Genomic DNA, 20,005 nt, shown 5'->3' with positions numbered 1-20,005 from the left:
GCCGTGACCGACGAGTCCCTGGGAGCCCCTTCCCGGAGCGCGCACCGCGCCGCCGCCGAACCCACGTCGCACGACCTCGAACCCGAGGTCGAGCAGACGTGGGTTCGCCCGCGCGCGGGGCGCCGTCGGCAGCCCGACGTGACGCCGGTCGAATACGCGCCCGTGCCGCGCCGTGAGCCGTCGCCGGCGGCTACCGTGGCGGAGTCCGACGACGCGTCCTCCGTCGAACACGACGACGCCGACTCGACGGACACCGCCGTGTGGGGCGAGGCGATGACAGCGCCCCGCGCCGCCTCGACCGCGGTCTCGCACGCCGGCGATTCGGGAGCACCGCGCCTCACCGGGCGCCGGGCCAGCCCGGTCGTCGATCCCGAGGCGGAGGCGGCCGAGCGGCGGGCTGCCGAGCGCCTGGCTGCCGAGCGCCTGGCCGCCGAGCGCCTGGCCGCCGACCGAGCGGCCGTCGCCGCGCAGGGCGAGGCGATTCGCCGCGCCGCAGAGCACCGCCGCGAGTCCGAGGCGGTCCGTCCGCGGGCCGCACTGTCGGGGCCCACGCAGCACGTCACGCCGCCTGCGGCGCCGGAAGGAGCCCCGACCGACGGGCTCCCCTCGCGGCGTCGGCTCATCGCGGGCGGGGTTTACGAGCGGCCGCTGACCGAGGCGGGGCCGTCGGGCGCCGAGCCCGGGCATCCCACGGACCCTCCGGGCCAGGCACCCGACGAACTCGCGACGCGCGCGATCCAGGTGGTGCGCGAAGCGGGCCCCGGTCCGACCGCGGCCGAGATCGAGAACCCCCAGGCGCACCCGTACCGCCCCGAGCGCACGCTCGTCATGGGCATCCTCAACGTCACGCTCGACTCGTTCAGCGACGGCGGTCGCTACTCGCGCTTCGACGACGCGCTGGCCCACGCCCGCTCGATGGTGGCCGACGGCGCCGACATCATCGACATCGGCGGCGAGTCCACGCGCCCCGGCGCCCCTCGAGTCGAGGTGCACGAGGAGCAGCGTCGGGTGGTCCCGGTGATCCGCGAGCTGGTCTCGATGGGCATCCGCGTCAGCATCGACACGATGAACGCCGCCACCGCCTACGCCGCCGTCGAGGCCGGGGCGGACATCATCAACGACGTCTCCGGCGGTCTGGCCGACGAGAACATGAAGATCGTCGCCCGCGACACCGACAAGACGTTCATCGCCATGCACTGGCGCGGGCACTCGACGGTGATGGAGCGCAATGCGAACTACGCCGACGTCGTGGGCGAAGTGCGGTCCGAGCTGTTCCAGCGCGTCGCCGAACTCGTCGTGCACGGCGTCAACCCCGACCGTCTGGTGATCGACCCGGGTCTCGGCTTCGCGAAGAGGGCCGAGCACAACTGGGAGCTGCTCGGGCATCTCGACGCCTTCGCCGAGCTGGGCCTGCCGATCCTCGTGGCCGCCTCGCGCAAACGCTTCCTCGGCGCGCTGCTCCCCGACGACGCCGGAGTCCTCGAACGCGACCCGGCCACCGCCGTCATCAGTGCTCTGAGCGCCCAGGCCGGCGCCTGGGGCGTCCGAGTCCACGACGTCGCCGGCACACGTGCCGCGCTCGACGTGCAACAGGCCTGGCAGAAGGGATCCCGCTAGTGGTCGATCGTCTCCGTCTCACCGGTGTGAGGGCGAAGGGCTACCACGGCGTCTTCGACTACGAGCGCGCCCAGGGGCAGCTCTTCGTCGTCGACGTCGTGGTCGAGATCGACGCCCGGGCCTCGGCGGCCTCGAGCGATCTCGACGCGACCGTCCACTACGGGGTGCTGGCCGAGGAGATCGTGCACGACATCGAGCACGATCCGGTCGACCTGATCGAGACCCTGGCCGAGCGCATCGCGGCCTCCGTCCTCTCGCATCCCGCCGCCATCCGCACCAGTGTCACCGTGCACAAGCCCGAGGCGCCGATCGCCGTGCCGTTCGGCGACGTGTCGATCACCATCGAGCGAGACCGTTCGTGAGCGGACCAGTGCGCGACGAGGACGGCGCACCCGTGCGCGCCGTCGTCGCCCTCGGCGCCAACCTCGGCGACCGCGAGGCGACCCTGCGCGCGGCGATCGGCGACCTCGCCGGGGTCGCCGGGGTCAGCATCCTCGCCGCCTCGGTTCCGATCGCGTCGGTCGCCGTCACCCTCGACGGCCTCGACGAGTCCAAGCCCGAATACCTGAACGGCGTGGCGCTGCTCGAGACGACCCTGGGCGCCGAAGCGCTGCTCGACGAGTTGAACCGCATCGAGGACGCCCACGGCCGCGTCCGCGAGGAGCGCTGGGGCGACCGCACCCTCGACCTCGACCTGATCGTGCACGGCGACACCGTGAGCGACACCGAGCGCCTGATCCTGCCGCACCCCCGGGCTGCCGAGCGCACGTTCGTGCTGGAGCCCTGGCTCGAAGTCGACCCGGAGGCGACCCTCGCCGGCGCCCGCGTGGCCGATCTGCTGGCGGCGCTCCGGTCCTCCGAGGCGCGGCGATGAAGCGGACCCGCCCGTCGACCATCGTCAGCATCGCCGTCGTCGCGCTCGTGGCCGGCTTCGCCTTCGACGCGGTGCTGGCGTCGCACCAACGCCCCACGGCCATCCCCCCGCTCGCCCTGGGCCTCGTGCTCTTCGCCATCGCGGCCATCGTGCTCTCGCTGGCGGTGCCGGTCTACCGCGTCGCACACGGGCGCACCCACGAGCCGATCGACGCCTACTACGCCACCCGAGTGGTCCTGATGGCCAAGGCCTGCAGCATCGCCGGGGTGCTCTTCGGCGGAGTCTTCGGCGGCCTCATCGCCTACATGGCGAGCCGAGGGGTGGGCGTCCCCGTCACCTCGCTCGTGCCGACCCTCGTCGGGACGATCGGCGGGGCGGTGCTGCTCGCGGCGGGTCTCGTCGCGGAGTACATGTGTACAGTTCCTCCGAGCGACGACGACCGTCGCAACGGTGACACGCAGCGCATCTGAACCACCGGGCCGCAGCCGACCACCGCGCCCACGACCACTGCGCATCCGACTGGAGTTCCCCGTGACCGACCGACTCGACCTGCCGGACGCCTCGTGGACCCGCGTGTCGCCGAAGTACAAGTGGCCCGAGATGGGCTCGTACCTGCTGAGCGGCCTCGTCGTCGCCGCACTCTCGGCCTTCACCTGGTTCAGCGGCCAGTGGTGGGGCTTCGCGATCACCGCGGCGATCCTCGTGATCACCGGATTCGTGGTCGGCTTCACGCCGCGCCGCGTCCGCGCGATCGGCTACCAACTGCGCGAGGACGACCTGCTCGTCCGGCGCGGCATCCTCTTCCTCCGCTTCGTGGCCGTGCCGTACGGCCGCATGCAGCTCATCGACGTCAACCGGGGGCCGATCGTCCGGGCGCTCGGCTTGAGCGACCTCAAGTTCGTCACGGCGGCCGCGAGCTCGGCGGTCACGATCCCCGGGGTCCCCGTCGACGACGCCGAGCGCCTCCGCGACCGCCTGGTCGAGCTGGCCGAGTCGAGGCGGGCGGGGCTGTGAGCCACCCCTCGCTCGCCCGGGGTCCGGCGGTCGTCCTGACCGACGGCGAGTGGCACCGCCTCCACCCCGCCACCCCCCTGCTCCGCGGCGGCATCGTGCTCGTCGCGATCCTCTTCTTCGTGCTCAACACGGAGAAGGACAACCTGCTGCAGCTCTTCCTGCCGGCACCCGGCGGCGGGCGAGGCGACGGCGGCGGACGAGGCGACTCCGACGCGGGGGATCCCGTCGCCTACGTCGTCGGCCACGGCTTCATCGGTCTCGCCCTGGCCGGCATCGCGCTCCTGATCCTGATCCTGCTCGCGATCTTCTACGCGTCCTGGCGCATGAACACCTTCCGCGTCACCGACGAGACGGTCGAGGTGCGCAGCGGCATCGTGTTCCGCAGCAACCGCCGGGCTCGGCTCGACCGGATCCAGGGCATCAACATCCAGCGCTCCCTCTTCGCCCGGGTCTTCGGCGCCGCCAAGCTCGAGATCAACCAGGCCGGTCACGATGCCAACGTGCCGCTGGCCTACCTGGGCTCCGCCGCCGCCGAAGACGTGCGCCGCGAGATCCTGCGCCGGGCGAGCGGGGCGCGCGAGTCGGCCCCCGAGCGGCCCGGAGGAGCGGGCGGCGTCGGCCTCGTCGAGCAGCGCCTGCACGAGTTCCTCGCCGCGCCGTTGGGGGAGGGGCAGGTCGCGCCGCACTCGGTCGTGACCATGCGGCTCGGGCGTCTGATCGGGTCGGCGCTGCTCTCCGGCTTCACCCTCTTCCTCGCCGCGGTCGTGGCCGCCGTCGTCATCAGCATCGCGACGACCGGGCAGTACTTCCTGCTCATCGTCTTCTTCCCCACGCTGCTCGGCTCGTTCAGCTTCTACTCGCGCCGCGTCGTCAAATCGCTCCGCTACAGCATCGCCGCCACTCCCGACGGCATCCGCGTCGGCTGGGGCCTCCTCGCCACCAGCAACGAGACGCTGCCCCCGGGCCGCATCCACTCGATCCGCCTCAGCCAGCCGCTGCTCTGGCGTCCATTCGGCTGGTGGGAGGTCAAGATCAACCGCGCCTCGCACTCCTCCACCAAGGGCGCCGACGGCCAGGCGAACACGACGATCCTCCCGGTCGGCAGCGCCCTCGACGTGAGCCGGGTCCTCGGGCTGATCCTGCCCGAACTCGTGGGGCTGCCGGCGGTCGACGCCGCACTCGCGACCTCGCCGCGGCGTGCATCCCCCGTTCCGGTCTCTCTCGAGAAGGGCGAGACGGGGGATGCCCGGGCCCTCGCCGCCGAGAAACCCGAACGGGCCGTTGCCGAGTCCCGCACCGCGCTCTCGCTGATCGAGGCGGGGATGACCTCGAGTGGAGGCGACGGCGGCTTCACCACGTCACCCCGGCGTGCGCAGTGGATCCGCTGGTTCTCGTGGCGGCGCAACGGCTTTCGCACCGCCCCCGGCTCGATCCTCCTGCGCAAGGGCGCCATCTGGCGGCAGCTGGTCGTCGTGCCCCTGCCGCGGGTTCAGAGCGTGAGCATCCGCCAGGGCCCTCTGCTTCGTCGTCTGCGCCTCGCCGCGATCGACCTCCACACGGTGCAGGGGCCGATCACGGCCCAGATCGGGGCCCTCGACGCGGGGGATGCCCGGGTCTTCTTCGAGTCCGCCTCCCACGACGCCGTCGTGGCGGCTCGAGCGGATCGCACGCACCGGTGGTTCGACCAGCAGGCGGCCGGCCTTCCGTGGGCGCCCCCGACGTCCGATCAGCGCCTCCCCGACCCCTCCCGAGAGGAGCACCCATGACCACCGGTTCTCGGCCCACCGGCTCCCGACCCAGCGGCCGTCTCGGCGTCGGCATCGTCGGCGCCGGCCACGTCGGTCCGATCCTCGGTGCGGCCCTCGCTGCCGCCGGCCACGCCATCGTCGGCATCTCCGCCGTCTCCGACCGCTCCCGCGACCGCGCCGACGCGATCCTGCCGGGTGCGCCGATCCTGACCGTCCAGGAGATCGTCGAACGCAGCGAGCTCGTGCTCCTGGCCGTGCCCGACGACCAGCTCGAAGACCTCGTCGCGGGTCTGGCGGCGACGAAGGCGTGGCAGCCCGGGCAGCTCGTGGTGCACACCTCGCCCGTGCACGGCCTCGGGGTACTCGACCCGGCGCGGGCCGCGGGCGGCATCCCCCTGGCCATCCACCCGGCGCTCACGTTCACCGGGACGACCATCGACCTCGTGCGACTCCGCGACTCGTACTGCGCAGTCACCGCGCCCGGCCCGGTGCTGCCGATCGGCCAGGCGCTCGTCGTCGAGATGGGGGCCGAGCCGATCGTCGTCGACGACGCCGACCGGGTGCGCTACGCCGAGGCCGTCGAGACGGCCACCACCTTCTCGTCCGCCATCGTGAGCCAGTCGGTCGGGATCCTGCGTGAACTGGGCGTCCCCGACCCAGGACGCGTCATCGCCCCGCTCGTGCGGAGCGCGATGGACCGGGCGTTGGGCGTCGCCGACACGTCCGTCGGCCCCGGTACCATCGAGGTGGCCTCGTTCGACGACGACGTCCCCCCGCTCTGATCGTCTCCTGTCGACGACCCGCGCCCCCTTCCGATCCACCCTCCCGTCTGGAGACCCCGTGACCGACACCACCGCCCCTCAGCACGAGCCCGCCGGCGGCGAACCGACCGCCGACGAGGTCAGCGAGCAGAAGGCGGTCCGGCTGGCCAAGCGCGAGCGGCTGATCGAGTCGGGCGCCGGCGCCTACCCGGTCGCGGTTCCGATCACCACGACGATCCCGGCCGTCCGCGCGAAGTACGAGGGTCTCGAGATCGACACCGCCTCCGGCGACGTGGTCGGTCTCGCCGGTCGCGTGGTGCACGCTCGCAACACGGGCAAGCTCTGCTTCGCCTCCCTCCAGGCCGGCGACGGCGAGCGGATTCAGGCCATGGTGTCGCTGGCCGAGGTCGGCGACGAGTCCCTCGCCCTCTGGAAGGAGCTGGTCGACCTCGGCGACCACGTCTTCGTCTCCGGCGAGGTCATCTCGTCGCGCCGTGGCGAGCTCTCCGTGCTGGTCAAGGAGTGGACCATCGCGTCCAAGGCGATCCTCCCGCTGCCGAACCTCCACACCGAGCTCAGCGAAGAGACCCGGGTCCGCAACCGCTACCTCGACCTGATCGTGCGCGAGCAGGCCCGTCAGACGGTCAAGGCCCGCGCGACCGTCATGAAGTCGCTCCGCTCGACCTTCGACTCGCACGACTTCCTCGAGGTCGAGACGCCGATGCTGCAGACGATCCACGGCGGCGCTTCCGCCCGTCCATTCGTCACGCACTCGAACGCGTTCGACACCGAGCTGTTCCTCCGCATCGCCCCCGAGCTGTACCTCAAGCGCGCAGCGGTCGGCGGCATCGAGCGCGTCTTCGAGATCAACCGCAACTTCCGCAACGAGGGCGCCGACTCGACGCACTCGCCGGAGTTCGCCATGGTCGAGGCGTACCAGGCGTACGGCGACTACAACCAGATCGCCGCTCTGACGCAGGAGATGATCCAGAACGCCGCCCTGGCCGTCGCCGGATCGCACACGGTCACCTGGGCCGACGGCACCGAGTTCGACCTCGGTGGCGACTGGAACCGCATCACGATGTACGAGTCGCTCTCCGAGGCCTCCGGCACCGTCGTCACGCCCGAGACGTCGATCGACGACCTGCGGGCGATGGCCGAGGCCGTCGACCTCGTCGTGCCTCAAGACACACACGGCAAACTGGTCGAAGAGCTCTGGGAGCACTACGTACAGCACACGCTCGTCCAGCCGACGTTCGTCATGGACTTCCCGGTCGACACGAGTCCGCTGGTCCGCGCCCACCGGTCGAAGCCCGGCCTCGTCGAGAAGTGGGACCTCTACATCCGCGGCTTCGAGACGGCCACCGGCTACTCCGAGCTCGTCGACCCGGTCGTGCAGCGCGAACGGTTCGTCGAGCAGGCGCTCCTCGGCGCGCGCGGCGACGTCGAGGCCATGCGTCTCGACGAGGACTTCCTCCGGGCCCTCGAGTTCGGCATGCCGCCGACCGGCGGCATGGGAATGGGCGTCGATCGCCTGCTCATGGTCATCACGGGGCTCGGCATCCGCGAGACGATCCTCTTCCCGCTGGTGAAGTGACTTCGCTCCACCCAGCTTTCTGACTTACGATTGGGCTCGTGCCTCATTCCGTCCTCGGCGGCATCGTCTTCGCCGTCACCCCGACCATCCTCGTCGGCCTGCTCTTCTGGTACGCCATGCGGGCGATCATCCGATCCGACCGCACCGAGCGCAAGGTCTACAACGAGATCGAGATCGAAGAGCGCGCCAAAGCCGAAGCGGAAGAGCGACTTCGCGCGTCGTGACGGCGGCGGGTTCGACCCGCGCCCTGTGAAGAGAACGCCCCGTGCATCCCACGGGGTGTTCTGTTTTTCGTGCCCTCGTGATGTCAGCCTCGTGTACCCCGTTTTGTGCCCCGAGCACGGCTGGCGGATGGCTTCCGTTCACGCGCCCGTAACCCTGGGCGTCCCCCTGTGTGTGCCGTACCCCGCCGACTTCGCTTAGAACACAGGCAACGGGCTGGGAGTGCGTACCCCGAAGAGCCCATACGAGCGCATACACCCGATCGAGACTCGGTGTCAAAGTTCCGTACCCCGCGTACCCCATTCACTGGTCGGATCTGAGAACGGACCCTGAGATACCTTGAGAAGACCCTGAATGGTTTTGGGGAGGGGGTCGGACACCGCTTGACTCGTAATGCGACGAAAGCCCGACCGGTCACAACCGGCAGCAGACGTCGCCACAACGTCTCGTAACGGGATAGGGAGAAGAAGAGCATGTCGATCGCACTGGACAAGAAGGCCCCGACCGCCAAGGCCGAAGCCGCGAAGGTCAGCAAGACGAGCACGAGCGCCACGAGCGCCCCCGTCACCACGAACACCGCCGACGACGAGGTCGAGGTCGAGGTTCTCGGACAGGTCCGCGGGGCCTCCACCGACCAGGTCGGCGACTACCTGCGTCACATCGGCCGCATGCCCCTCCTCGACGCCGCCGAGGAGACCGAGATCGCCCGCCGCATCGAGGTCGGACTGTTCGCCGACGAGAAGCTGCGCCTCATGCAGCAGGCCGGCAAGGTCTCGGCCGCCGACACCCGCGACTACAAGTGGCTCATCCACGACGGCGAGCGCGCGAAGGACCGCATGATCACCGCGAACCTCCGCCTCGTCGTGTCGATCGCCAAGCGCTACACCCAGCGCGGGCTCCCCTTCATGGACGTCATCCAGGAGGGCAACCTGGGCCTCGTCCGCGCGGTCGAGAAGTTCGACTACACGCAGGGCTACAAGTTCTCGACCTACGCCACCTGGTGGATCCGCCAGGCCATCGCCCGCGGCCTCGCCGACAAGGCGCGCGCCATCCGCATCCCGGTGCACACCGTCGAGCGCATCAACCGCATCTCCCGCGCCGAGCGCGACCTCACGGTCGACCTGGGCCGCGCCCCGACCGTCGACGAGGTGGCCGCCGAGGTCGCGATGGAGGTCGCCGACCTGGTCGACCTCAAGTCGCGCTCCCACGAGCCGGTGTCGATCCACACCGTCGTCGGCGACGCGGAGGACAGCGAGCTGGGCGACTTCATCGAAGACGAGGAGACCCCGTCGCCGACCGAGGCCACCGAGAGCTCGATGCTCAACCGCGACATCCACTCGCTCGTCGAGGCGCTGCCCGAAGACGAGGCCCGCGTGATCCGCATGCGCTTCGGCCTCGACGACGACCAGCCGATGACCCTCGACGAGATCTCCAAGCGCGTCCACTCCTCGCGCCAGGCCGTCTCGCGCGTCGAGTCGCGTGCGCGTCTGCGCATGTTCGCCAAGGCCGTCTCGCAGGACCTGCAGCTGTACCTGCAGTAGGTCCTTCTCTGCTTGCCGCACGTCGCGCTCTGCGCGGACGTGCACGTCCTCTCCCTCGGGCCCCGTCGCACTTCATGCGGCGGGGCCTTCCCCTTTGCTCGGGCGCCTCGCGTGTCTTTCTCATGCCCCGGCCTCTTCTCCGCGAGCCCGGCTCCTCCGGCCGGTGTCTGAGCACCGAGTGGGCGGAATCGGCCGCGCGTGGCAGTTCAGCCGGCCGAATTCGCCCTTTCGGCTGCGCAGTGCCGCGCGCGATGAGTTCTCCACAGGACGCGAGACCAGGGGAATCGTCCACGGATGCCATTGATCGCATGCGCACGCACCGCATCTCGGCGAGGCTCGTGGCATGAGTCCTCGTCCTCTTCCTGAACCCCTCTGCCTCGGCCCTTTCCTCGTTTGCGACGCACTGACCATGGGTGTTACCCAGCGGCGTATCCGAGCTCGCGATCTCGATCCCGTCCACCATGGGCTTCGGGCGCCTGCACCTCCGTCGTCACTCATCGAGCGGTGCGAAGCGTACGCTCCCCTGCTCCGCGACCAGCAGGTGTTCAGCCACACGACGGCCGCCGCACTGTGGGGCCTGCCCCTGCCTCCAGGGCACGCCACTTCGCCCCTTCACGTGAACGGTTCGGGCAGCGGTCGCCCACGGCGGCCGGGCGTGATCGGCCACCGTGCTGCTGTCGCGGACGTTGCGTTCGTGCACGGGCTGCCGGTCGTCGGGCCGCTCGCGGCATGGGTGCAGTGCGGTGCGCTCCTCGGGCTCGACGAGCTCGTGGCCGTGGGCGACGCCCTCGCCGGGCGCTGGTCGCCCTGGCCCGCCGCCCGCGAGCAGCCGGTCGACGAGCTGGCTCACGTCGTGCAGGGCTGGGGCAGTCGACGCGGGGCGGGGCGACTGCGCGAAGCACTCGGCCTCGTGCGCGCGAACGTGTGGTCGCCGAAAGAGACCGAGCTCCGGCTCGTCATCGTGCGGGGCGGCCTGCCCGAACCGCCCTGGCTGAATCGACAGGCGGGGGATGCCCGGGGCACCCTCTTGGGCACACCCGACCTCGCCTACCCCGAGGCTCTCGTCGCGATCGAGTACGAAGGCGACGGGCACCGCACCGACCGGCGGCAGTGGAGACGCGACCTGGCGAAGTACGAGCGGTTCGCGGACGCGGGCTGGCGTGTGATCAGGGTGACGGACGACGACCTGGCCGAGCCGTGCATCCTCCTGTCTCGCCTCGAGGCTCTGCTGAGGTCGCGGGCGCCCGGGGGCAGGTCGACGTAAGGAGGCGGGCTTACGGCGTCGCAACAGCCGGAATGGTCCCCTTGTCAGGTGGCATGAGCCACCCGACGAAAGGAACCGACATGCTGTCGCTCACGACCCTCCTCCGCAAGAACCTCGCCGTCGCCGCGCTGGGGGTGGCGGCGGTCGGAGGCATCGGCTTCGGGGCGGGTGCGATCATCGGCGTGGCTCAGGGCAGCCCGAGCGGGAGCAGCCCGAGCGGCGACGGCCTGAGCGAAGGCAGCCCGAGCGAGGGCGCAGCGGGTGGCAGCGGCGCGGGCGGCTCGAGCCGGCTCGGCGACTCACGGCTCGCCGAGGAGACGCCCGGTTCCGGCTCGCGCTCGGACTCGGGCTCCGGCTCCGGCTCCGGCTCGGGCTCGGGCTCCGCATCCGAGTCCGGCGGAGCACCGATCCGCAACGACCAGGCCACCCAGGAGGAGTTCGAGAAGCAGTTCGAGGGGCGGGACAGTACCAAGGCGAAGAGTATCGACGAGCTCACACCCGCCGAGCGGAAAGAGCTCGGGCTCGACTGACCGCCGCGCCTACGCCGGCACAACGACGCGGGCGAACCTCGTCAGTGCCCCGCCGGCGCGCCCCCCGCCGGCACGATGCCGGGGCGAACCCCGTCAGTGCCCGCGCACGAAACGGGCGCGGACCTCCGGCGGCACCAGCTCGAGCAGTTGGTCCTCGCGCAGGGGCAGGTCCATGAGGCTCAGTTTGAGGCGCCCCTTGCGACCGTGGCGGCCGGCGTCGAGTCGCACGACCACGCCGGCGTCGCGCCGCAGCTTGACCTTCACGACCGTGCCCTCGCTCACGTCGAACACGACCCGGCCGTCGAGCTCGAGAGCGGCCGAGCGGGTGCCCGCGCCGATCGTGAACTTCAGGCGCTCGTCGGGGCCGAGCACGACCGAGCGGTCGATGCCGTTCATCGGGGCGACCGGCGTCACCACGACGGCGGCCACGGCGGGGCTGAGGATGGGCCCGCCCGCGGCGTAGTTGTAGGCCGTCGACCCGGCGGGGGTCGAGGCAACCACCGCGTCGGCCTTGAAGAAGCCGTAGGGCGTGCCGTCGACGGCCAGGTCGGCCGTCACGACGCCCGAGCCCGGGCGCCGCGTGATCGAGAGGTCGTTGAAGGCCAGGAACGAGCTCTCGAAACCGGTCGACGACACCGAGACCTCGATGGCGTGGTGGGGCTCGAGCGAGTAGTCGCCCGTCGCCAGGCCGAGCAGGGCATCCTTCAATTCCGACGGCTCGATCTCGACCAGGAAGCCGACGTTGCCGTAGTTGACGCCCAGCACCGGCACCGGTCGCGGCGCCATGAGCCGCATCGCGCCAAGCATCGTGCCGTCGCCGCCCAGGGAGATCACGGCGTCGACCCGGGAGACGAACTCCTCCTCCTCGACGAGCTCGATGCCCTCGCCCACCCGGGGGCCGTCGTCGACGAGCGCTACCAGCACGGTCTGCGAGTCGTGCGCCGGCGTCTTCTGCCACGCCCTGAGCACGTCGATCGACGGCTGCACCGATTTGGTGGGATGCGGGACAAGACCGACCGTGAAGTTCGCCATGGGGCGAGGCTACCGAAGGCGCCTCGGAGGAACGGTCGCCGGAGGCACCCGAAGCACGTGCGCGCCCGCTGTCACGCCCACGGCGAACAGGGGCTGATATCGCAGTCACCCGTGGTTAGTCTCTCTGTATCCGGCGCTCCCCCCTCGGGCGCCGTTGTCATACCGGTGGCGTCCCCAGCCCGCCGCCTAGGGAGTTAGAGATGTTCGAGAGATTCACCGACCGTGCCCGTCGCGTTGTCGTCCTCGCCCAAGAAGAGGCGAAGATGCTCAACCACAACTACATCGGTACCGAGCACATCCTGCTCGGTCTCATCCACGAGGGCGAAGGCGTCGCCGCCAAGGCGCTCGAATCGTTGGGTATCTCGCTCGACGCCGTCCGCGAGCAGGTCCAGGACATCATCGGTCAGGGCCAGCAGCAGCCCACCGGTCACATCCCCTTCACTCCGCGGGCGAAGAAGGTCCTCGAGCTGTCCCTGCGCGAAGCGCTCCAGCTCGGGCACAACTACATCGGTACCGAGCACATCCTGCTCGGCCTCATTCGCGAAGGCGAAGGTGTGGCCGCCCAGGTCCTCGTCAAGCTCGGCGCAGACCTCAACCGGGTTCGTCAGCAGGTCATCCAGCTGCTGTCCGGTTACCAGGGCAAGGAGGCGGTGGCAGTGGGCGGAGAAACGCAGGCCGGCCCGCAGGGTGGGTCGCAGGTGCTCGACCAGTTCGGTCGCAACCTCACCCAGGCTGCGCGCGACAACAAGCTCGACCCGGTCATCGGGCGCGAGAAGGAGATGGAGCGCGTCATGCAGATCCTCTCCCGTCGCTCCAAGAACAACCCCGTCCTGATCGGTGAGCCGGGCGTCGGCAAGACCGCCGTCGTCGAGGGCCTCGCCCAGGCGATCGTCAAGGGCGACGTGCCCGAGACCTTGAAAGACAAGCAGCTCTACTCGCTCGACCTCGGCTCGCTCATCGCCGGAAGCCGCTACCGCGGTGACTTCGAAGAGCGCCTGAAGAAGGTCACCAAGGAGATCCGCACCCGCGGCGACATCATCGTCTTCATCGACGAGATCCACACCCTCGTCGGTGCCGGTGCGGCCGAGGGCGCGATCGATGCCGCGAGCATCCTCAAGCCCCTCCTCGCCCGTGGCGAGCTCCAGACCATCGGCGCGACCACGCTCGACGAGTACCGCAAGCACTTCGAGAAGGATGCCGCTCTCGAGCGTCGCTTCCAGCCCGTCCAGGTGCACGAGCCCTCGCTGCCTCACGCGATCAACATCCTCAAGGGTCTCCGCGACAAGTACGAGGCCTTCCACAAGGTGTCCATCACCGACGGCGCCATCGTGGCGGCGGCGAACCTGGCCGACCGTTACGTGGCCGACCGCTTCCTCCCCGACAAGGCCATCGACCTGATCGACGAGGCCGGCGCCCGCCTGCGCCTCTCGATCCTGTCGGCCCCGCCGGAGCTGCGCGAGTTCGACGAGCAGATCGCCGTGGTCCGCGGCCAGAAGGAGGCCGCGATCGAAGATCAGGACTTCGAGAAGGCCGCTTCGCTCCGCGACGAGGAGAAGAAGCTCCTCGGCGAGCGTCTCCGCCTCGAGAAGCAGTGGCGCTCGGGCGACGTCGGAGCCTCCGGCACCGTCGACGAGGGCGTCATCGCCGAGGTCCTGGCTCAGGCCACGGGCATCCCCGTCTTCAAGCTCACCGAAGAGGAGACCTCGCGTCTCGTCTTCATGGAGAAGGCCCTGCACGAGCGCGTCATCGGACAGGAGCAGGCCATCGCGGCCCTCTCCAAGACGATCCGCCGCACCCGCGCCGGTCTGAAGGACCCCAAGCGCCCTTCGGGCTCGTTCATCTTCGCCGGCCCCACGGGTGTCGGCAAGACGGAGCTCGCCAAGGCGCTCGCCGAGTTCCTGTTCGACGACGAAGATGCTCTGATCAGCCTCGACATGTCGGAGTACGGCGAGAAGCACACCGTCTCGCGTCTGTTCGGTGCCCCTCCCGGGTTCGTCGGCTTCGAAGAGGGCGGCCAGCTGACCGAGAAGGTCCGTCGCAAGCCGTTCTCCGTGGTGCTGTTCGACGAGATCGAGAAGGCCCACCCCGACATCTTCAACTCGCTCCTCCAGGTGCTCGAAGAGGGTCGGTTGACCGACGGTCAGGGTCGCGTCGTCGACTTCAAGAACACGGTCATCATCATGACGACCAACCTCGGCACGAAGGACATCACCGGCGGCCCCGTCGGCTTCCAGATCGAGGGCGACACGGCCACCTCGTACGAGCGGATGCGCGCCAAGGTCAGCGAGGAGCTGAAGAAGCACTTCAAGCCCGAGTTCCTGAACCGCGTCGACGAGACGATCGTGTTCCCGCAGCTCACGCAGGAAGAGCTGCTGCAGATCGTCGACCTGTTCATCAAGCGCCTGAGCGACCGTCTGCTCGACCGCGACATGACCGCCGAGCTCTCGCTCGCGGCCAAGGAGCGCCTCATCCAGATCGGGTTCGACCCGACACTGGGTGCTCGTCCGCTCCGTCGTGCGATCCAGCACGAGGTGGAGGACAGCCTGTCCGAGCACATCCTCCAGGGTGAGCTCAACGCGGGCGACCACGTGAAGGTCGACTTCGTCGACGGCAAGTTCACCTTCGAGACCGGTCGCCAGCCGGGCCGCGAAGAGGTCCTGGTGCTCGACAAGGGTGAAGTCGAGGCGTAGGCCCGAGCATCCCCCGCAAGGGCGGTTCTCCCACTCGGGAGGGCCGCCCTTCGGCGTTGCCGGGCAGCGGCCTGGTCGGCGTTGCCGGACGGCGGGCGGGCCGTGGCTCGATAGGCTGAACGCATGGCATCCGAATCGAAGGGCACGACCGCGCGCGGGCCCATCTCGGTTCGCCGGGCGCTCGCAAGCGATGTGCCGCACATCCAACGCCTGATCTCGCCGTACGTGGCGCAGCGGATCCTGCTGGGCAAAGACAACGTCACGCTCTACGGCAGCATCCAGCAGTTCCAGATCGCCGTCGGCCCCGACGGGGTGCCGATCGGCTGCGGCGCGCTCAACGTCTTCTGGGACGACATCGCCGAGGTCCGCACGCTCGCCCTCGACGCCGACTGGATCCACCACGGTGTCGGCCACGCCCTGCTCGACGGGCTCGAGGGGGCGGCCCGCGACCTCGGCATCGGGCGCATCTTCTGCCTCACCTTCGAGGTCGGGTTCTTCACCAAGCACGGCTACCTCGAGATCGGCGAATCCGTCGTCTCTCCCGACGTCTACGCCGAGCTGGTGCGATCCAGCGACGAGGGCGTGGCGGAGTTTCTCGAACTCGCCCGGGTCAAACCCAACACCCTGGGCAACACGAGGATGCTCAAGGTGCTCCCCGTCGTCTGACCGACCGTTCTCGGGCGTCGGCCGTCAATCGGCTGCGCGTCCGCTGACTCGCCGGGGCGCGTCAGCCGGTTCGCTTCCGGCGGCGGTTAACCTACGCGCATGTCGTCGTTCCGCAACCCCATCGGGCCGCAGTCGCCCAAGGTGTACTGGCGTCGACGCGCCGGGGTCGTGGCCGTGCTCCTGCTCGTCATCGTCGTCATCACGCTCATCGCCACCCGGCCCGGAGCAGGTGCCGGCGCGACCGCGACGCCCAGTCCGAGCACCTCGACGGCCGCAGCAGCTCCGGCCGCCGTGCCCACCGTGGCCGCCCCCTCGTCGGCGGCCTCGGCCGCACCCACGGCTGCTGCGACGGCCTCGGCTTCGCCCACCGCATCGGCGACGGCGGGTGCCTCCGCGTCCGGTTCCGCCGCCGCGGGTACCTGCACCGCTTCCGACATCACGTTGAAGCCGCTCACCGACAAGTCCTCGTACACCTCCCTCCAACAGCCGCAGATCAACATGACGATCACCAACTCGTCGACGTCGGCCTGCAGCATCGACCTCGGCTCGAGTCAGCAGGTGCTGACGATCACGAGCGGGTCGGACACCTACTGGTCGTCGAAGGACTGCCAGGTGAACGGATCCAACCAGATCGTGAAACTCGCCGCCGGTCAGACCCTGACCACCCCCGCCATCGCCTGGGACCGCACCCGTTCCTCCAAGTCGACCTGCTCCTCCACTCGCAGCTCGGTGCCCGCCGACGGTGCGACGTACCACCTCTCCGTCGCCGTCGGCTCGATCCAATCGACGACCTCGGCCACGTTGGTGCTCAACTGATGGCCGGCACTCCGCCGGTCTTCCGGTCCCCTCAGCTCGAGGACGCCCTCGCCGCCCAGGACGTGGCCGCCGTCGCGTTCGCGCTCCGACACGACGTCGTCGTGGTGCCGCGCCTCGCCACCGGCCGCAAAGAGCAAGAGCAGGTGCGCGTCTTCGGTCGCGAGAACACCGACAAGCGGATCCTGCTGCTGTTCTCCTCGGCCGACGCCTACGCCGCGATGGTGCCGGACGAGAAGACCCGGCTCGTGATGCTGTACGACGCCCCGAAGCTGCGCGAGTTCATCGAGGCGCACCTCGACGTGCTCGAGCAGGTCTTCTTCGACATCGCCGGCCCGCACACGATGGCGGCCAACCCCGAGGACCTGCTCAAGGCGCTGCGGTAGGCGGTGCTGGTGCGGTAGACGGTGCTGCTTCGGTGGCGGGTGCTGCTTCAGGTGCTGCGGTAGCGGCTGCGGCTTCGGGTGCTGCTTCGGGTGTGCGTGCGGGTGCTGGTGCTGCACGTGGGGGTGCGGTTGCCGGTGCGGGTGCTGCTGCGCTTGCGGGTGCGTGAGCGTGTGCTGTTTCGGGCGCGCGTGCGGGTGCTGCACGTGGAGGTGCGGGTGCTGTTGCGCTCGGGGGTGCGCGTGCGGGTGCGGGTGCGGCTGGCGCTGCCCACACCTGGGACGAGCGCCGTCCCCCTTCGATTCGGCGAGCCCCCGCCGACACGCAGGCGGGTTCGTGCCGGAACGACGGGCGGAACTGGCCGATAACCGGGGCCTGCGCCGAAACGAAGGGGCCTCGCCGCATCCGACACGAGGCCGGGGGATGCACGGACCGCTGTCAGAGGTCGCCCGCGCCCGCCGGCCCCCGCCCGCCGACCACCGGTCCGCGCGGTCAACCGGAAGGCATCGCGTTTTACGCGAGGTAGCGCGCCGTGCCGCGATGCCTTACGTCAAACGCGATGCCGTAGCGGCGGCGGTGCCAGCGGCGGTGGCGGCGGGGGTGCGGCGGCGGCGGGCACGACGGCGGGGGCACGGCGGCGAGCGACGCCCCTCGGCGCCCCGCCCTTCGGCGCCCCGCCCCTCGGCGCCCCGCCTAGAACGCGCGGTCGAGCTCGCGGTCGCGGTCGCTCGACGAGGCGGCGAACGCCAGGCGCAGGGCCTCGCGCAGGTGCCCGGCCTCGGCGTCGACCAACTGGGTGAAGCCGAGGCGTCGTGCCTCGGAGACGCGCTGCTTGGCGGAGGCCACGGGACGGATCTCGCCCGCGAGGCTGATCTCGCCGACGGCCGCCAGGGTGTGCGGGAACGACTTCTCGCGCGACGCGGACGCCAGGGCCAGAGCGATGGCGAGGTCGGCGCCGGGCTCGGTGATCTTGATGCCGCCCACCGTGGAGACGTACACGTCGGCGTCGCCGAGGCGGATGCCCGCCCGCCGCTCGAGGACGGCGAGCAGCATCGCGACCCGTGAGGCGTCGACGCCGTTGACCACGCGTCGGGGCTGCGGCGCCGTGCTCGCCACGATGAGCGCCTGGATCTCGACCGGCAGGGCCCGCCGGCCCTCCATGGCGACGGTGATGCAGGTGCCGCTGACGGGAGCTCCGGTGCGCGACATGAACAGGCCGGACGGGTCGGCGACCTCGGCGATGCCGTCCCCGGTCATCTCGAAGCAGCCGACCTCGTCGGTCGGGCCGAAGCGGTTCTTCTGCGCCCGGACGAAGCGAAGGGCGGTCTGGCGGTCGCCCTCGAACTGGCAGACGACGTCGACGAGGTGCTCGAGCAGGCGCGGGCCCGCGATGCTGCCGTCTTTCGTGACGTGCCCGACCAGCAGGATCGGCAGGTTGCGGTCTTTGGAGACGCGCACCAGGGTCGAGGCCACCTCGCGCACCTGCGACGGGCCGCCGGCCATGCCATCGCTGAGGGAGGAGGAGACGGTCTGCACCGAGTCGACGATGACGAGCTGCGGGTTCGTCTGCTCGATCTGCCCGAGGATGACGGCGAGATCGACCTCGGCCGCGAGATAGAGGTTGGGATGCATGGCGCCCGTCCGTTGCGCGCGAAGGCGGACCTGGGAGGCGGACTCTTCGGCGGTGACGTAGAGCACGCGAGCCCCTTGCGCGGCGGCACGGGAGGCCACCTCGAGCAGCAGGGTGGACTTGCCGACGCCCGGTTCGCCCGAGAGGAGGATCGCTGCCCCGGGCACGATGCCGCCGCCGAGAACCCGGTCGAACTCGGCGATGCCGCTCGGCCAGTGCGAGACGCTGTCGGTCTCGACCTCGGTGATCGGACGGGCCGCCCGGTCGGCGCTCACGGCGATGGGAGCGACCCCGCGAGAACTGGCGACGGCTGCCGATGCATCGACGACCGTGCCCCACTGCTGGCACTCGGCGCAGCGACCGACCCACTTGAGGGAGGTCCAGCCGCACTCGGTGCAGCGGAAAGGGGTGGAGACGCGAGCCATGGGAAGAGACTAGGCCGGGCCACCGACAACGCTCCGCAGGTCGGCCCCGGAACGGGAGAACGGTTCGCGGCGACCGACCTGGGGAGGAGAGGAGCCGCTAGGACGGGAGCGGGATCGACTCGGTGTCTTGGTTCGAGGCGCGGACGGCTGCATCCTGCGCTCGATCCGCCACGGACTGCGCGACCGAGGTGACCCGCTGAGTGGCGCGCACGTCGGCGGCAGCGCGGTCGGCGGCGATCCGTGCGAGACGGGCCTCGATCGGGGCGCGGAAGGCGGAGGCCCAGACCTCGTAGCCCGAGTCGTTCGGGTGGAAGAGGTCTTTGGCGGTGTTGCGGTAGGTGCCGAGGTAGCCGCGGCGGCGCGTGGCCGCGTACAGGGGTGCCACGGTCAGGCCGAGCTCGCCGGCGACCCGGCGGACGATCTCGTTGGCGACCGCGACCTTGCGCTCGTTCTCGGGCAGGACCATGAACGGCAGATCGGCGACGATCGCGTGCTTCGGGAGGGCGCCGTAGATGACGCGGAGGTTCTTCTCGAACTTCTTCGGCGTGAAGCCGCCGATGTCGTTCGCGCCGATCGCGCAGGTCACGATGTCGCCCGGGTAGTCGGCCAGGCGGGGCACCTGGTCGATGCGGCAGAGGTGCGTCGTCGCGCCGCTGATGCTCAGGTTGACGACGCCGAGCGAGCCGTGGGTCGCCTTACGGATCTCGGAGGCGATGCGCCCGACGTAGCCGCGGGACGGGCTCGACGCGCCGATCCCCTGAGCGGCGGAATCGCCCAGCGCCACATAGGTGAGGGTGCCGTCTTCGCTGAAGCGGTCGCGCCACCACTTGGAGTGCACCGGGAGAAGGCTGGTGAGGACGTCGGCGGCTGCGTCGCGGCGGGCCATGAAGCGCTTGTAGAAGTTGAGGCCGCCTGCGGCCGCTGCTGCGGCGCCCCCGAGGCCGGCGAGGATGCCGATGGTCGTCTTGCCGCTCATGTCGTCGTCCGGTCGCTGGTCGTCGTGGTGCTCATCCGATCGACGATACGCCGGGAAATCGAGACCCCGATGGGGGAGAGTGCCCTGAGAGCCTCCGAGATGTACTAAACTCTTTCCCGGTACCGTGTCCGAGCGGCCGAAGGATCATGTCTCGAAAACATGTGTGGGGGTTAACTCCACCGTGGGTTCAAATCCCACCGGTACCGCCAGCACCATCGCTC

Annotated in this window: 19 protein-coding genes and 1 tRNA gene; 17 read left to right on the top strand and 3 right to left on the bottom strand. The window is 70.3% G+C overall.

Annotated features, from left to right (window positions below):
- The first annotated feature begins 3 nt into the window (after window positions 1–3).
- The 12 genes from folP (at window position 4) to ABEA39_RS09880 (ending at window position 11,168) form a co-directional block, all read left to right on the top strand.
- Window positions 4–1,617: a dihydropteroate synthase gene (gene folP / locus ABEA39_RS09935; RefSeq protein ID WP_345375695.1), complete on the top strand. Its 1,614-nt coding sequence runs from the start codon at window positions 4–6 to the stop codon at window positions 1,615–1,617.
- Window positions 1,617–1,979: a dihydroneopterin aldolase gene (gene folB, locus ABEA39_RS09930; RefSeq protein ID WP_345375693.1), complete on the top strand. Its 363-nt coding sequence runs from the start codon at window positions 1,617–1,619 to the stop codon at window positions 1,977–1,979. Before folP ends, folB begins: the two co-directional genes overlap by 1 nt.
- Window positions 1,976–2,491: a 2-amino-4-hydroxy-6-hydroxymethyldihydropteridine diphosphokinase gene (gene folK, locus ABEA39_RS09925; RefSeq protein ID WP_345375692.1), complete on the top strand. Its 516-nt coding sequence runs from the start codon at window positions 1,976–1,978 to the stop codon at window positions 2,489–2,491. The genes folB and folK overlap by 4 nt, the downstream gene beginning before the upstream one ends.
- A complete protein-coding gene (locus ABEA39_RS09920; RefSeq protein ID WP_345375691.1) occupies window positions 2,488–2,961 on the top strand; it encodes a DUF3180 domain-containing protein in 474 nt (157 codons plus the stop codon). The genes folK and ABEA39_RS09920 overlap by 4 nt, the downstream gene beginning before the upstream one ends.
- Before the next feature lie 61 nt (window positions 2,962–3,022).
- Window positions 3,023–3,505: a PH domain-containing protein gene (locus ABEA39_RS09915; protein ID WP_345375690.1), complete on the top strand. Its 483-nt coding sequence runs from the start codon at window positions 3,023–3,025 to the stop codon at window positions 3,503–3,505.
- Window positions 3,502–5,271, top strand: a complete 1,770-nt coding sequence (locus tag ABEA39_RS09910; RefSeq protein ID WP_345375689.1) for a PH domain-containing protein — start codon at window positions 3,502–3,504, stop codon at window positions 5,269–5,271. The genes ABEA39_RS09915 and ABEA39_RS09910 overlap by 4 nt, the downstream gene beginning before the upstream one ends.
- Window positions 5,268–6,035, top strand: coding sequence for a Rossmann-like and DUF2520 domain-containing protein (locus tag ABEA39_RS09905; RefSeq protein ID WP_345375688.1), 768 nt, complete (start codon window positions 5,268–5,270; stop codon window positions 6,033–6,035). The genes ABEA39_RS09910 and ABEA39_RS09905 overlap by 4 nt, the downstream gene beginning before the upstream one ends.
- Window positions 6,036–6,093: 58 nt before the next feature.
- Complete coding sequence (gene lysS, locus ABEA39_RS09900) at window positions 6,094–7,611, top strand: lysine--tRNA ligase (protein ID WP_345375687.1); 1,518 nt, start codon at window positions 6,094–6,096, stop codon at window positions 7,609–7,611.
- Between the two features lie 38 nt (window positions 7,612–7,649).
- The gene (locus tag ABEA39_RS09895; protein WP_345375686.1) at window positions 7,650–7,835 is read left to right on the top strand and encodes a hypothetical protein; all 186 of its coding nucleotides are present in this window, start codon (window positions 7,650–7,652) and stop codon (window positions 7,833–7,835) included.
- 471 nt (window positions 7,836–8,306) lie between these two features.
- Window positions 8,307–9,374 (top strand): sigma-70 family RNA polymerase sigma factor, encoded by a 1,068-nt coding sequence (locus ABEA39_RS09890; RefSeq protein ID WP_345375685.1) that lies wholly within the window; start codon window positions 8,307–8,309, stop codon window positions 9,372–9,374.
- Between the two features lie 655 nt (window positions 9,375–10,029).
- The gene (locus ABEA39_RS09885) at window positions 10,030–10,638 is read left to right on the top strand and encodes a hypothetical protein (RefSeq protein ID WP_345375684.1); all 609 of its coding nucleotides are present in this window, start codon (window positions 10,030–10,032) and stop codon (window positions 10,636–10,638) included.
- Between the two features lie 80 nt (window positions 10,639–10,718).
- A complete protein-coding gene (locus tag ABEA39_RS09880; protein WP_345375683.1) occupies window positions 10,719–11,168 on the top strand; it encodes a hypothetical protein in 450 nt (149 codons plus the stop codon).
- Between the two features lie 93 nt (window positions 11,169–11,261).
- On the opposite strand, the gene ABEA39_RS09875 is transcribed toward ABEA39_RS09880, so the two are convergent.
- The gene (locus ABEA39_RS09875; protein ID WP_345375682.1) at window positions 11,262–12,200 is read right to left on the bottom strand and encodes an NAD(+)/NADH kinase; all 939 of its coding nucleotides are present in this window, start codon (window positions 12,198–12,200) and stop codon (window positions 11,262–11,264) included.
- 200 nt (window positions 12,201–12,400) lie between these two features.
- Here ABEA39_RS09875 and ABEA39_RS09870 point away from each other — a divergent pair, with 200 nt between their 5' ends.
- The 4 genes from ABEA39_RS09870 to ABEA39_RS09855 all read left to right on the top strand — a co-directional run bounded on the left by ABEA39_RS09870 (window position 12,401) and on the right by ABEA39_RS09855 (window position 16,755).
- The gene (locus ABEA39_RS09870) at window positions 12,401–14,890 is read left to right on the top strand and encodes an ATP-dependent Clp protease ATP-binding subunit (protein ID WP_345375681.1); all 2,490 of its coding nucleotides are present in this window, start codon (window positions 12,401–12,403) and stop codon (window positions 14,888–14,890) included.
- A gap of 123 nt (window positions 14,891–15,013) precedes the next feature.
- The gene (locus ABEA39_RS09865; protein WP_345375680.1) at window positions 15,014–15,556 is read left to right on the top strand and encodes an amino-acid N-acetyltransferase; all 543 of its coding nucleotides are present in this window, start codon (window positions 15,014–15,016) and stop codon (window positions 15,554–15,556) included.
- A 99-nt stretch (window positions 15,557–15,655) separates the two neighbouring features.
- Window positions 15,656–16,372: a hypothetical protein gene (locus tag ABEA39_RS09860; protein ID WP_345375679.1), complete on the top strand. Its 717-nt coding sequence runs from the start codon at window positions 15,656–15,658 to the stop codon at window positions 16,370–16,372.
- Window positions 16,372–16,755, top strand: a complete 384-nt coding sequence (locus ABEA39_RS09855) for a dehydrogenase (RefSeq protein WP_345375678.1) — start codon at window positions 16,372–16,374, stop codon at window positions 16,753–16,755. The genes ABEA39_RS09860 and ABEA39_RS09855 overlap by 1 nt, the downstream gene beginning before the upstream one ends.
- Window positions 16,756–17,446: 691 nt before the next feature.
- On the opposite strand, the gene radA is transcribed toward ABEA39_RS09855, so the two are convergent.
- Both radA and ABEA39_RS09845 read right to left on the bottom strand, forming a co-directional pair.
- Window positions 17,447–18,808 carry a DNA repair protein RadA gene (gene radA, locus ABEA39_RS09850; RefSeq protein ID WP_345375677.1) on the bottom strand — a complete coding sequence of 454 codons (1,362 nt, stop codon included), beginning with the start codon at window positions 18,806–18,808 and terminating at the stop codon, window positions 17,447–17,449.
- A 97-nt stretch (window positions 18,809–18,905) separates the two neighbouring features.
- On the bottom strand, window positions 18,906–19,784 hold the full coding sequence (locus ABEA39_RS09845; protein WP_345375676.1) for an SGNH/GDSL hydrolase family protein: 879 nt from the start codon (window positions 19,782–19,784) through the stop codon (window positions 18,906–18,908).
- A gap of 118 nt (window positions 19,785–19,902) precedes the next feature.
- On the opposite strand from ABEA39_RS09845, the gene ABEA39_RS09840 reads away from it, so the two are divergent.
- Window positions 19,903–19,993: transfer RNA gene (locus ABEA39_RS09840), tRNA-Ser, on the top strand.
- Window positions 19,994–20,005 lie beyond the last annotated feature (12 nt).

The organism is Frondihabitans cladoniiphilus (assembly GCF_039544345.1).
Classification (GTDB): Bacteria; Actinomycetota; Actinomycetes; order Actinomycetales; family Microbacteriaceae; genus Frondihabitans; species Frondihabitans cladoniiphilus.
Note: the sequence above shows the minus strand (reverse complement) of the source record. Positions and strands in the feature narration are given on the sequence as shown.